The sequence below is a fragment of the uncultured Polaribacter sp. genome (assembly GCF_947503855.1).
Lineage (GTDB): Bacteria > Bacteroidota > Bacteroidia > Flavobacteriales > Flavobacteriaceae > Polaribacter.
In genome coordinates, this window is sequence record NZ_CANNFF010000004.1 from 14,394 (window position 1) to 29,081 (window position 14,688).

9 protein-coding genes are annotated in these 14,688 nt (G+C 31.0%); 5 read left to right on the top strand and 4 right to left on the bottom strand.

Annotation, left to right across the window (positions count from 1 at the left end; all coding sequences use genetic code 11):
• Positions 1-110: 110 nt before the first annotated feature.
• Positions 111-2,564, top strand: coding sequence for a ligase-associated DNA damage response DEXH box helicase (locus Q0662_RS04275; protein WP_298947487.1), 2,454 nt, complete (start codon positions 111-113; stop codon positions 2,562-2,564).
• Positions 2,565-2,572: 8 nt separating this feature from the next.
• Positions 2,573-3,223, top strand: a complete 651-nt coding sequence (gene pdeM, locus Q0662_RS04280) for a ligase-associated DNA damage response endonuclease PdeM (protein WP_298947489.1) — start codon at positions 2,573-2,575, stop codon at positions 3,221-3,223.
• A 192-nt stretch (positions 3,224-3,415) separates the two neighbouring features.
• Here pdeM and thrC read toward each other — a convergent pair whose 3' ends face one another.
• From thrC to Q0662_RS04300, 4 genes are all read right to left on the bottom strand, one after another.
• Positions 3,416-4,699 carry a threonine synthase gene (thrC, locus tag Q0662_RS04285; RefSeq protein WP_298947491.1) on the bottom strand — a complete coding sequence of 428 codons (1,284 nt, stop codon included), beginning with the start codon at positions 4,697-4,699 and terminating at the stop codon, positions 3,416-3,418.
• An 85-nt stretch (positions 4,700-4,784) separates the two neighbouring features.
• On the bottom strand, positions 4,785-5,705 hold the full coding sequence (locus Q0662_RS04290; protein WP_298947493.1) for a homoserine kinase: 921 nt from the start codon (positions 5,703-5,705) through the stop codon (positions 4,785-4,787).
• A gap of 77 nt (positions 5,706-5,782) precedes the next feature.
• Entirely contained in the window at positions 5,783-8,221 is a 2,439-nt protein-coding gene (thrA, locus tag Q0662_RS04295; RefSeq protein ID WP_298947495.1) for a bifunctional aspartate kinase/homoserine dehydrogenase I, read from the bottom strand.
• Positions 8,222-8,532: 311 nt separating this feature from the next.
• Positions 8,533-10,092 (bottom strand): hypothetical protein, encoded by a 1,560-nt coding sequence (locus Q0662_RS04300; RefSeq protein WP_298947497.1) that lies wholly within the window; start codon positions 10,090-10,092, stop codon positions 8,533-8,535.
• A 132-nt stretch (positions 10,093-10,224) separates the two neighbouring features.
• Between Q0662_RS04300 and Q0662_RS04305 the strand changes: the two genes are divergently transcribed.
• The 3 genes from Q0662_RS04305 to ilvD all read left to right on the top strand — a co-directional run bounded on the left by Q0662_RS04305 (position 10,225) and on the right by ilvD (position 14,645).
• Complete coding sequence (locus Q0662_RS04305; protein ID WP_298947499.1) at positions 10,225-11,400, top strand: 2-isopropylmalate synthase; 1,176 nt, start codon at positions 10,225-10,227, stop codon at positions 11,398-11,400.
• 108 nt (positions 11,401-11,508) lie between these two features.
• Positions 11,509-12,630 carry a 3-isopropylmalate dehydrogenase gene (gene leuB / locus Q0662_RS04310; RefSeq protein ID WP_298947501.1) on the top strand — a complete coding sequence of 374 codons (1,122 nt, stop codon included), beginning with the start codon at positions 11,509-11,511 and terminating at the stop codon, positions 12,628-12,630.
• Between the two features lie 338 nt (positions 12,631-12,968).
• Positions 12,969-14,645, top strand: a complete 1,677-nt coding sequence (gene ilvD, locus Q0662_RS04315; protein WP_298947503.1) for a dihydroxy-acid dehydratase — start codon at positions 12,969-12,971, stop codon at positions 14,643-14,645.
• The last annotated feature ends 43 nt before the right edge of the window (positions 14,646-14,688 follow it).

Genomic DNA, 14,688 nt, shown 5'->3' on the forward strand with positions numbered 1-14,688 from the left:
TAACAACAAATAAAAATTAATTTTAAATAATACGAAAACTATAAATTCAAAAATATTTTATTTTGATATTCAAATTTTGAATTTAAAATTTTAAACTCGGAATTACAAAATTGAGCAACTTCAAAGAAACCCCCGGCTATCAAATCATTCAAAATTGGATGGAAGAAAAAGGGAATACACCCTTTAGTTTTCAGCACCAAACCTGGGAACGTTATGCAAATAACTTTAGTGGAATGGTGGTAGCTCCAACAGGTTTCGGAAAAACATTTTCTGTGTTTTTAGCTGTGGTGATTGACTATTTAAATTATCCAGAAAACTACAAAAAAGGGTTAAAACTTATTTGGATAAGTCCTTTGCGTTCTTTGGCAAAAGATTTAGCAAAAGCGATGACTACAGCTGTAGAAGAAATTGGTTTAGATTGGGAAATCGCTGTTAGAAATGGAGATACACCCACCAATATCCGTAGAAAACAAGAGCGTTCAATGCCAGATATTTTGTTAACTACTCCAGAAACTTTACATCTTTTATTTTCCCAAAAAAGAAATTCGCGCTGGTTTAAAAATGTGAATTGTATTGCTGTTGATGAATGGCACGAATTGTTAGGTTCAAAACGTGGTGTATTAACAGAGTTGGCAATTGCAAGAATTAGAAATCTATCAACAAAAACTAGAATTTGGGGTATTACCGCTACCATTGGTAATTTAGAAGAAGCCAAAAATGTTTTGATTCCTTATGATGTAAAAACCACGATGATTCGTGCCAAAGAAAAGAAAAAAATAGATATTATTTCTTTGTTGCCAGATCAAGTAGAAGAGTTGTCTTGGGCGGGGCATTTGGGTAAAACCATGAGTTCAAAAATCATCCCAATTATTTACGAGAATACCACCACTTTAATTTTTACAAATACCAGAAATCAAAGTGAATTGTGGTATCAAATAATTATAGAAGAAGAACCCGATTTAATTGGACAAATTGCTATTCATCATGGATCTATAGATAAAAAACAACGTAATTTTATAGAAGACGCTATTTCAAACGGAATGTTAAAAGCAGTGGTTTGTACATCGTCTTTAGATTTAGGTGTCGATTTTAAACCTGTAGATTGTGTTATTCAAATTGGTTCTGCCAAAGGAATTGCACGTTTTTTGCAGCGTGCAGGAAGAAGTGGTCATTCGCCTTTTGAACGCTCTAAAATTTATGCAGTTCCTACACATTCGTTACAATTAATAGAAGTGGCCGCAGTAAAAGAAGCAGTTAAACAAAACGAAATTGAAAATAGAAATCCGTTTGTTTTAACGTACGATGTTTTGGTACAATTTCTTGTAACATTGGCGGTTGGCGAGGGTTTTAAACTAGAAGAAACCTATCAATTAATTAATAAAATTCATGCTTTTTATTACTTAACTAAAGAAGAATTTAATTGGTGTATTCATTTTATCACCAAAGGCGGAAACACTTTAAATGCCTATGAAGAATTCCATAAAGTGGTTGTAGATGATGATGGCTTTTATCGTGTAAAAAGCAGAAGAATAGCTATGATGCACAGAATGAATATTGGTGTAATTGTAAGTGAAGCCATGTTGATGGTAAAGTTTTTTTCGGGTGGATATATTGGTATGATTGAAGAGTATTTTGTTTCGAAATTAAAAAAAGGAGATGCGTTTGTTTTAGGAGGAAGAGTTTTAGAAATGAAACAGATAAAAGACATGAAAGTTTTGGTAAAACGCAGCAAAAAAAAGAAAGCCATTACACCAAGTTGGTTGGGTGGCAGGTTACCATTAACCTCTTATTTAACTCATTTTTTAAGGCTTAAATTAAGCGATGCTTTAACGCCCAATAATAGAGAAAAAGAGTTAAAGTTTTTGCATCCGTTATTAAACAATCAGCATATTAACTCTCACATCCCAAAACACGATGAGTTTTTGGTAGAAATGATTGAAACCAAAGAAGGTTTTCATCTTTTTGCTTATCCTTTTGAAGGAAGATTGGTGCACGAAATTATGGCATCATTAATAGCTTATAGAATTAGCCAAATTGCAAAAAGAACCTTTACAATTGCCATGAACGATTATGGTTTTGAGTTGTTAAGCGATCAAGAAATTCCGTTAAATGAAGAAAATATTAACCCTATTTTTTCAAAAGAAAACTTAATACAAGACGTTACAGCCAGCATAAATGCGAGTGAAATGGCTTCTAGGAAATTTAGAGATATTGCTGTGGTTGCTGGTTTGGTAATACAAACTCAACCAGGAAATAAAAAAACCAGTAAAAGTTTACAATCTTCTTCAGGTTTAATATTTAGAGTTTTAGAAGATTATGAACCCGATAATTTACTTCTAAAACAAGCTTATAATGAAGTGTTTGATTACGAGTTGGAAAAAGTGCGTTTACAAGCCGCTTTTAAACGAATTTCTGAGAGTAAAATCATTTTGAAAAACGCCCAAAATTTTACACCTTTAAGCTTTCCATTAAAAGTAGATAGTTTACGAGGAACCATGAGTAACGAAGATTTGAGCAAACGTATAGAACGCATACAAAAACAAGCTTTAAAAGACTTAAAATGATCTATAAAATGCATATAGTTTCTAAAAAAATCACCCGTAAAGATGCTGTTTTAGAGATTACAAATCAACGTGTTATTTTTTGGGAAGCACAAAAAAGTTTAATTTTAAGCGATTTGCATATTGGTAAAGCTGCACATTTTCAAAAAAGCGGAATTCCCATTCCAAAAAATGTTTTAACTACAGATTTAGAACGTTTAAAACAGTTAATTCTTCATTTTAAAGCAGAAAATTTAATTATTGTTGGCGATTTATTTCATGCAGCATACAACAAAGATTTAGATGAATTTAAAGCGTGGCTCATTCAGTTTCCGTATATAAAAATTCGTTTGATAAAAGGCAATCACGATCGATTAAGCAATGCTATCTACCAACAATTTAATATGGAAGTTTTTAAAACAGAACTCACCATAAATTCCCTAAAACTTGTGCATGATGCTGTAGAAAAACCAACCAATTCTTTTATCATTTCAGGGCATATTCACCCAGGAGTTTTTATCAAAGGTAGAGGTAAACAGCGCATAAAATTACCATGTTTTCAAGTAACCGAAAACCAATTAATTTTACCTGCATTTAGTTTGTTTACAGGTTTAAATACCCGACAAAGTTTACAGAAATGTAAAAATTTTGCATTTACCAACGATGGTATTTTTGAGGTATAGAAAAAAATATTTTTTGCAGCTATTTCCTGCTTTCACTACTCGCTTTTTTAGTGCCTCAAAAGAGCTCAAACAAACCGTTCAATCAGGGCTAAACTTGTTTGCTAATACTTAGCTTTTTTAAAATTATTAAATTCTATTTAATAACGCTTTTTAGAGCTTACAGGTTTTTAAAACCTGTGAGGTCTAAAATAATTACTTCATTAAAAAAGCTTTTAAATCTTCATAAGATTTGGCTTTAATGGCTACTTTTTTATTATTTATTACTTTCTGTATTTGTGCAGGGATTTCCACTTTTACAGGCAATGTTTCTTCTACAACATCTAAAAATTTAACAGGATGAGCAGTTTCTAAAAACACCCCAAATTCGTTTTCTTGTAAACCATATTTTTCTAAACCTAAATAACCAACAGCGCCGTGAGGATCAGCAACATAACCAGATCTCGCATAAATATCTTTCATCTTTTTACGAGTTGCATCATCTGTAAAACTAAAAGAAGAAAAATGCTTTTTTAAAGTTTCAAAATCGTTGTTGTACAATTCTTGAATTCTAATAAAGTTACTTGGGTTTCCAACATCCATGGCATTAGAAATAGTAGCTTTAGATGGTTTTGGGTTGTATGTACCATTTACTAAATAATTAGGAACTGTATCATTTACATTGGTAGCAGCTATAAAATGTTTGACAGGTAAGCCTAATTTTTGAGCCATAATTCCCGCACAAATATTTCCAAAATTTCCACTTGGTACAGAAAAAACCAGTTCTTTATTCTTTGATTTTAATTGCTTGTAAGCAAAGAAAAAATAGAACATTTGTGGTAACCAACGTGCTACATTAATAGAGTTTGCAGAGGTTAATGTGCGTGCAATTTCTTCGTCTAAAAAAGCGGTTTTCACCATTTCTTGGCAATCATCAAAAACACCCTCTACTTCTAAAGCTGTAATATTTTGTCCTAAAGTGGTTAATTGTTTTTCTTGAATGTCACTAACTTTTCCTGAAGGATATAAAATAACCACATTTACGCCTTTTGCACCCAAAAAGCCATTGGCAACTGCACCTCCAGTATCTCCAGAAGTGGCTACTAAAACCGTAACTTCATCGTTATTATCTTTGTTAAAATACTCTAAGCATTTTGCCATAAACTTAGCACCAACATCTTTAAAAGCCATGGTTGGCCCATGAAACAATTCTAAAGACGCAATATGATCATCTGTATTTACCAATGGGAAATCGAAAGAAACAGTAGCTTCAATAATTTCTTTTAAGGTTTCTGTTGGAATTTCATCACCTACAAATTGTTTAATTACTTCAAATGCAATTTCGTGATTGGAATAGTTTTCGATATTTTCAATAAAATCTTTTGAAAGAGGTGTAATGTTATCTGGAAAATAAATTCCTCTATCTTTTGCCAAACCTTGCACAACTGCATTTTTAAATGTTGTTTTTGGCGATTTATGGTGTAAACTGTAGTAGTTCATTATTTTTTTGCTTTGTGCCTTAAGCTTTATGCAATAGGCAGTGTTTACGAATAGCTTAAAGCATATAGCCAAAAGCTTATTGCTTTTAAATTATTTTTATTCCCTCAGGATTTACTTTCGAGATAAATAACTCAAAATTAATACCTGTTTTTTGATAGGTTTCGTTAATGTTTTTATATACTTTTTGAGCAATTTCATCACCTTTACAAAGGGCGAAAATTGTGGGTCCAGAACCACTAATCCCTGCTCCTAAAGCACCTGCATTTAGAGCGCTATTTTTTACATTATCAAAATGAGGAATTAAGTTTTTTCTGGCGGGTTCAGCAACCAAGTCTACCAAAGAATTGCTAATTAATGTGTAATCATTTGTAAATAAACCACTAACCAAACCACCTACATTTGCCCATTGTGTAATGGCGTTTTTTAAAGGAATTTCTTTCGGCAACACCTCTCTAGCGTCTTTGGTTTTTACTTCTATTTGTGGGTGAATTGCCACAACTCTTAATGCTGTTGGTACTGGTAATTTTACAATTTCTAGAGGTTGGTAACTTCTTACCAAAACAAAGCCACCATAAATGGCAGCAGCAACATTATCTGCAATTGCAGAACCACAAGCTACTTCTTCGCCAAAAATGGCAAATTTTGTAAGTTCTAATTCAGAATATTTATTGCCTAATAATTGGTTTGCACCAAAAGCAGCACCCGCAGCACTTGCAGCAGAGCTACCTAAACCACTTCCTGGAGAAAACCCTTTGTGGATGGTTAATTCGATTCCGAAATTGGCATTTGCTTCTAACAGCATTTTTTTAACCACAGCACTTGCAGCATTTTTATCAACATTATAGGTTAAATCTGCACCTGTAATATTTGTTATTTTAACACCCTTTTCTTTGGTTTTGGTAAATGTCATTTCATCACCAATGTCATCTACAGCAAAACCCATAGAATCGAAACCACAAGAAACATTGGCAACAGTTGCTGGAGAAAATATTTTTAAATAATCCATTTATTTTGGTTTGTGGTTATTAGATTTTGGTTAATTATTCAAAAGAGAACCATAAACCAAAATCGATCAACCCATAACTATTTGTTTGCGATTCTAATTACATCTGCAAAAATACCAGAAGCAGTTACATCTGCACCTGCACCCGCACCTTTAATAATTAAAGGATTTTCTGGATATCTATCTGTAAAAAACAGCACAATATTATCACTACCTTCTAAATTGTAAAAAGGATGATTAGACGGTATGTGTTGCAAACCAACGTTGGCTTTACCATCGTTAAATTCAGCTACATATTTTAAACGACAATCTTTATCATTTGCAGCTTTAAAAATTTCCTGAAAATGACTTTCATTTTTAGTTAGAGAAGTATAAAAATCATCATTATTTGTAGTTTCTAAACTTTCTTTTGGTAAAAAGGCATTGTTTGCAATGTGCTCTAATTCTAGTTGATAACCACTTTCTCTTGCTAAAATTAAGATTTTTCTAGCAACATCAACTCCACTTAAATCAATTTTAGGATCTGGTTCTGTAAACCCTTCTTTTTGAGCTTGTGCAACCACATCATGAAAAGTAGTTTTTTGATTAAAGTTATTAAATACAAAATTTAAACTTCCTGACAATACAGCCTGAATTTTATGAATTCTGTCTCCAGAATTTACCAAGTTTTTTAAAGTATCTATAATTGGTAAACCTGCACCTACATTTGTTTCAAACAAGAAATCTGCATTGTATTTTCTAGAAACCTCTTTTAAAGTTTTATAGTTTTCGAAGTTAGAAGCACAAGCAATTTTATTACAAGTTACTACAGAAATACTATCTCTTAAATATTTTTCATAGACTTCAGAAACAGATTGATTTGCTGTATTGTCTATAAAAACACTGTTTCTATGATTAGATGCTTTTACTTTTTTGTGAAAATTTTCTAAACTAGTTGGTTCGCCATTTTCTAGAGCTTCTTTCCAGTTTTCTAGATCGATTCCAGAGTTATCAAAAACCATTTTTCTAGAGTTTGAAATACCAATAACTCTAATTTTTAATTTTAAGTTTTCTTTTAAAAACTTTTTTTGTTGATGAATTTGAGCTAAAAATCGTTCGCCAACATTACCAACACCTGTAACAAATAAGTTTAATTGTTTTGTTTTTTCTTCAAAAAATTGCTCATGTAAAGTGTTTAGAGCTTTTTTAGCATCGTATTTGTTAATAACTGCAGAAATGTTTTTTTCTGAAGAGCCTTGTGCTATGGCTCTTACATTAACATTGTTTTTACCTAAAGCGCTAAACATTTGGCCACTTAAACCTTGAAAGTTTTTCATACTTTCTCCAACAACAGCAATAATTGCCAAATCATTTTCTACAATAATGGGTTTTATTTTTTTTCTGTTGATTTCTATGCTAAAGGTTTCATCTAAAAGTTCTTGTGCTTTTTTGGCATCATTTTCATAAACACCTACACAAATAGAATGTTCTGAAGAGGCTTGTGTAATAAAAACCACATTTATTTTTGCTAACGAAAGTGTTTCAAATAAACGTTTAGAAAAACCTGGAATTCCTATCATACCACCGCCTTCTAAAGTAATTAAACTGATGTCTTCTATGTGAGAAATCCCTTTTACTTCATTGCCGTTTTTAGGTTTTTTAGTTATTAAAGTACCTGTGTTTTCTGGTTCAAAAGTATTTTTAATTCTTATTGGGATTTGCTTTCTTAAAGCAGGTTGTATTGTTGGCGGATACAAAACTTTTGCACCAAAGTGCGATAATTCCATAGCTTCTTCATAAGAAATTTCTGAAATTGCATAAGCTTGTTTTACAACTCTTGGGTTTGCAGTAAACATACCTGCAACATCTGTCCAAATTTGTAATTCGTTAGCACCTAAAGCAGCAGCATAAATAGCAGCTGTAAAATCAGAGCCTCCTCTACCCAACGTAGTAGTTTCGTTTTCTAAATTAGAAGAAATAAATCCGCCTAAAACAGTAATTTGAGCCTTATTTTCTTTAAAGAAAGAAGCAATATTTTGATTGGTAATTTTAAAATTTACCTGTGCGTTTAAGTAATCGTTATTGGTAAGTATTAAATCTCTACTTTCTTTATGGATTGCATTTAAATTTTCGCTAGTTGCATTCGCAATAATGTAAGAAGATAATCTTTCGCCAAAACTAGAAACTTTTGCCAATGTTTTGTTAGATAATTCTTGTAACAAAAAAATACCTTCATAAATAGATGTTAATCTTTCAAATAAAGAAGAAACTTCTAAAGTAACTTCTTTTTTGTTTTTGAGGATTAAATCATCTATGACTTTATAGTGCAGTGTTTTGATATTTTCTAGGGTTTCTTTTGCAACTTTAATATCTTCTAGCGCAAGATTTGCACCTGCTAAAAGATTATTTGTGGTTTTGCCAAAAGCAGAAACGACTACTGCAATTTTTTCTTTTTTAGAGGCATTTGCAACAATGGCAATTACTTTTTGTATGTTTTCTGAATTTGCGACAGATGAACCGCCGAATTTTAATACTTTCATTTTTTAGTTCTTAATGAAAATTAGTTTTATGATTTTTTATTTTCGATGACCTCGAAAAATTTTATCCTGTGTTTATATAATAATGAATAACCCCTAAAGGGTAGTTGTTGTAGAAGTGCGCGTAATATTTCCCATAGAAATACCCACTATAGATATAGTTTTGAAGGTTTTTATGTTTAAATTTGAAATACTCACAAAGCAAAAGTATTATTAAAATTTAAAAAGCACTTACTAATTAAAGATTTTTTTTAGTATTTACTTAATTAATATGATATCTATAAAAAATAGATTTATAAATTAAAAAATTACGATTATTTACTATGTAGTTTCGATTTTTCTTTAATAATTGTTGCTATGGGTTTATTTTGAATTTTACTTTCTAGCCAAGACAAAATATCTAAATATAAGAAAGCACGTTTTTCATAAGGATGATTTTCGAACTTCTTTAATTTGGTGTGTATCTTCTTGAATTCGTTTTTAATTTCATGAGGAAAAACATCACTTAAATCTCTGATAGATTCTAAGAAAACTTTTTGTACTTCCTGTAAGTTTTCCATCTTAAGTAAAAATTTGTAAGTATCTACAAATTGTCTTTCTAAGTCGTAGTCTAAACCACATTCGTAATGTGCTATTAAATTTAAAATTCTTGCAAAACATTGTAAATCTTCTGCAGAACCTAAGTGTTTAGATCTAATTATTTTTTGCAAATAGTCGATACATAACTTGTTTTTGCCCATCCCAAAATACAAACAAGCTATTTTGTAATAAAGTAAAACAATGTAATGATTGTCTAATCTATTTTTATATTTTTCAATTTTAGTATTAATAATATCTACCAAATATTCTCCTTTTTCAAAAGTACCTTCTAAAAAATGTAAGTGTAATTTATTTGAGTACAAATACATAAAAATTAGTAGTTCTGTATTGGTATTTAAAGGAATTTGTTTTTCATCAATTTCAGTTTCAAATTTTATCAATTCATTTTTAAAAATAGAGTTGTTTTTAACTAAAAAAGATGCTTCTAATAAATAGTTTTTAGATTTTAAATAAAAAACGGGGTGTAAATTTACCAACTTATTGTTGTCAAATAAATCTACACATTTGCGTGCGTATTTGTAACTAAGTAAAAAATCTTGAATTAAAAAACTATGCCATAAATGGGCTTTGTACAACCATAATTTTTCTCTAAAGCCTAAAGAATTATACTTGTATTTTGGCATTCTATTACTAAAATATTCGTTTACAAAAGTTAACTCTTCTTCATTTTTAACATATCCATTTTGTAATAAATGGCTGTATAATTGTAAAGATAAGTTAGAGAGTTTACTAGCAATTACATTGTGCTGGCTCAACTCTTTTGCTTGTATAGAAAGTTGGTTTGCTCTGTTGCTAATACTTCTTGTAATATATTGCGTTTCAATTACTTTTTCTAATTCTACAATTTCGTAGGCAATGTTTTTTTCTTCGTTATCTAAAGCCATATTTTTAGCTTTTTCTAACAATTTTAAACTTTGTTTGTACAGCCCTTTTTGATATAAAACTGTAGCAAAATCTAGTTGTTCTCTAATTTGAATACGAACGTTTTTATGTGCAGGATTTAACCGTAAACTAATTAATATTTGTTTGTATAAATGTGCTTTTAGATTTGAGAGTTGTTGTTTAGAAACAATACCACTTCCAGTAATTACTTTTTCGTTGTAAACTTTTAATTTTTCTAAAAATTTAAAAAGTGAAAAAAACTTAGCATCAATATTACCACCTAACCTACCTACATAGAGGTTAAATTGTCTTTTTTCGGACTTAGTTAAAGATTTAATAAGTACAAAAAGAGCATCATTTTGTTGATTGGCGGATGTAGATACTTTACTCATAACTAACTAATATTCAATTTATTAAATGTTGTTTATTTCGGTTAGAAATCGTTGTTGATAGCAAAATTGATAAAAAATTTAGAATGCAAGATATATATTTGATTTATAATAAAGACAATCTTTAGAAAAATTATGCAAGACAATCAAGTACAAATATTTGACACTACATTAAGAGATGGTGAACAAGTTCCAGGATGTAAATTAGATACAAAGCAAAAATTAGTGATTGCAGAAAGATTAGATTTATTAGGAGTAAATGTAATTGAAGCTGGTTTTCCTGTTTCTAGTCCTGGAGATTTTACTTCGGTTTCTGAAATAGCAAAAATTGTTAAAAATGCTACTGTTTGTGGTTTAACAAGAGCTGTAGAAAACGATATCAAAGTAGCTGCTGAAGCTTTAAAATTTGCAAAATACCCAAGAATACATACAGGTATTGGTACAAGTGATTCTCATATACAATTCAAATTTAACTCTACTAGAGATAAAGTTATAGAGCGTGCTGTAAAAGCAGTTTCTTATGCAAAATCTTTTGTAGAAGATGTAGAATTTTATGCAGAAGATGCAGGTAGAACAGATAATGATTTTTTAGCAAAAGTTTGCGAAGCAGTTATTAAAGCAGGTGCTACTGTATTAAATATTCCAGATACAACGGGTTATTGTTTACCAGAAGAATATGGTGCAAAAATGAAATATTTACGAGAAAATGTAAAAGGTATTGAAAATGTAATTCTTTCATGTCACTGTCATAACGATTTAGGAATGGCAACTGCCAATTCAATTTCGGGAGTTATAAATGGTGCTCGTCAAATAGAATGTACTATAAATGGTATTGGAGAACGTGCCGGAAATACGGCCCTAGAAGAAGTAGTAATGGTGTTAAAACAACATCCTTATTTAAATTTAGAAACCTCTGTTAATACCAAACTTTTGTACGACACAAGTATAATGGTAAGAGAAAGTATGGGAATGCCTGTACAACCTAATAAAGCAATTGTAGGCGCAAACGCGTTTGCTCATAGCTCTGGAATTCATCAAGATGGTGTTATAAAAAATAGAGAAACCTACGAAATTATGGATCCAGAAGACGTAGGTGTTACAGAAAGCGCTATCGTTTTAACCGCAAGAAGTGGTAGAGCCGCTTTGGCTTACAGAGCAAAAAAAATTGGCTATGAGTTAACTAAAGTACAGTTAGACACTGCTTATGCATCTTTTTTAGAAGCAGCAGATCAACAAAAAGAAATTAAAGATGATGATATTCATCAAATTATGACAAAAGTAAACAAGGTTTCTAAAATAGCTATTGTTTAATTTTTGTAAAAATACTTTGTCTTCTAAGGTAGTTGTTGCTTTTAATACATCACAATATTAATTTTTTCAGCTGCCTTAGATAAAGACAAATCCATAAGAAAATAGAGAATGAAATATACAATAGCTGTACTTCCTGGAGACGGTATTGGGCCAGAGGTTACCAATCAAGCTAAAAAAGCATTAGATGCAGTTGCAGAAGCGTATGATCATATTTTTTTATACAAAGAAGCAGAAATAGGAGCTTGTGCAATAGAAACATCAGGCAATCCATTGCCAAAAAAAACAATAGAAATTTGTAAAAAAGCAGATGCTATTCTTTATGGTGCTATTGGAGATCCTAAGTTTGATAAAGATCCATCATTAAAAATAAGACCAGAACAAGGTTTATTACAATTAAGAAAAGAATTAGATCTTTTTTGTAATGTAAACCCTGTGAAAGCCTTTGATCAATTAATTAAAAACTCTCCTTTAAGAAGAGAAATTATTAAAGGAACAGATCTTGTTATTTATAGAGAGTTAACATCGGGTATTTATTTTGGAGACAAACAATCTAGCAAAGATGGTAAAAAGGCCTATGATATTTGCACCTATTCAGAAGATGAAATTGCAAGAATTACACATTTAGCTTTTAAAGCCGCTCAAGATAGAAAAAGAAAACTAACGTTAATTGATAAGTCTAATGTATTAGAAACATCAAAGTTATGGCGTAAAACTGTCACAAAAATTAGTAAAGAGTATAAAGGTGTAACCCTAGAATATTTGTATGCAGATAATGCAGCAATGAAACTAATTTTGAACCCTAAAAAGTTTGATGTGATCTTAACAGATAACTTGTTTGGAGATTTGTTTTCTGATGAAGCCAGTGTAATCTCTGGTTCAATTGGGGTGTTGGCATCTTCATCAATTGGTGATAAAAACTCCTTATTTGCACCAGTTCATGGTACTTTTCCAGCTGCGGTAGGTAAAGATATTGCAAACCCATTAGCCTCTATTTTATCAGCAGCTATGTTACTAGAACATTTAGGTTTGCACGAAGAAGCAGACGCTGTAGAAAGAGCTGTAGAAAAATCTTTAGATTTAAATATAACAACAGAAGATATTAAAGGGAAAAATAAATATTCTGCATCGACTTCTAAAGTAGGTGATTTTATTTCAGATTACATTCTAAATCAAGAAGATAGTAGTCTTAATTTTATGAATATTCATGCAGGGCAAAGTACAATTATTTAAAAAAAATCAATTTTATTTGGATAAAAAATTTTAAATATTTGAAAAGTGAAAAATCAAATAGTAAATATTATTTTTAGTGTCACTGTCATCGTAATTATTGCGACATGATAAGGAAGCGATATTTGTATATTTTATAAACAAACCTTCCTATAAAATGGAAGGTTTTTTTATGTAAATAATTTGCTAATTGAACATCATTTGCTAATTGGGTTAAAGTATTGAAAAACAGGGTTATAAACGTTTTTTTTAACATCTGAAATTAAAAGTTATAAATACAATTAATTTAATAAAAACAGTAAAACATAGTAATTTAGTCAACAATTAGAAGATTTTAATAAATGGAATTAAACAAACATAGCAAAAGATTAACACAAGACCAATCTCAGCCAGCTTCGCAAGCAATGCTGTATGCAGTAGGTTTAACTGATGAAGATATGAGCAAAGCCCAAGTTGGTATTGCAAGTACTGGTTACGATGGTAACCCATGTAATATGCATTTAAATCGTTTAAAAGACGAAGTTAAAGTGGAGTGTAATATTGCTGATATGGTTGGTTTAGGTTTCAATACCATTGGGGTTTCCGATGGAATTTCTATGGGAACTTCAGGGATGAATTACTCTCTAGTTTCTAGAGATATTATAGCAGATTCTATAGAAACCGTAATGAATGCACAAAGTTATGATGCATTGGTTGCAATTGTAGGTTGTGATAAAAATATGCCAGGAGCCGTAATTTCTATGTTGCGTTTAAACAGACCATCAATAATGATGTATGGAGGTACCATTGCTTCTGGAAATTATAAGGGAAGAAAATTAAATATTGTTTCTGCTTTTGAGGCTTTAGGACAAAAAGTAGCTGGTGAAATAGAAGAAGAAGAATACAAAGAAATTATTAAAAGAGCCATACCTGGTGCAGGTGCTTGTGGTGGTATGTACACTGCAAATACAATGGCTTCTGCTATAGAATGCATGGGGTTTGCATTGCCTTACAATTCATCAATTCCTGCAGAAAATCCCAACAAATTGTCTGAAGCAGAACGCACAGCTTTGGCAATTAAAAACTTATTAGAATTAGACTTAAAACCTTTAGATATTATTTCTAAAAAATCTTTAGAAAATGCAGTTGCTTTGGTAAATGCTTTAGGAGGTTCTACCAATGCAGTGTTGCACTTTTTAGCTATTGCACATGCAGCAGATATCGATTTTACTCTAGAAGATTTTCAAAGAGTAAGTGATAGAACACCATTAATTGCAGATTTAAAACCCTCTGGAAAATATTTAATGGAAGATGTACATGGAGTTGGGGGTACACCAGCAATAATGAAATATTTATTAGACAATGGTTATTTACATGGCGATTGTTTAACAGTAACTGGTAAAACATTGGCAGAAAATTTAGCAGATGTAGAAGCTATGGAATTTGAAGATCAAGATGTAATTTATCCAAAAGATAAAGCATTAAAATCATCTGGTAATATTCAAATAATTTATGGAAACTTAGCAACAGAAGGTGCTGTGGCAAAAATTTCTGGAAACGAAGGTTTGTTATTTGAAGGAAAAGCTGTGGTTTATGATGGTGAACAAGCAGCAAATAAAGGAATTTCTAATGGAGAAGTAGAAAAAGGCGATGTCGTCGTCATTAGGTATGTTGGACCTAAAGGAGGACCAGGAATGCCAGAAATGTTAAAACCAACATCGTTAATTATGGGAGCAGGTTTAGGTAAATCTGTAGCATTAATTACTGATGGACGTTTTTCTGGAGGAACACACGGTTTTGTGGTCGGACATATTACACCAGAAGCACAATCTGGTGGTGCAATTGGCTTGATAGAAACTGGAGATAAAATTAGAATTAGTGCAGAAGATAACTCGATAAACGTTTTAATTTCTGAAGAAGAACTGGAAGAAAGAAGAGCAAAATGGGTGGCACCACCGTTAAAACACAAAAAAGGAATCTTATACAAATATGCAAAATCAGTAGCATCTGCATCTAAAGGCTGTGTTACCGATTTATAAAAAAATATAGAAAAGAGAGTATAGAAAAAAGAAGAAAGATGAT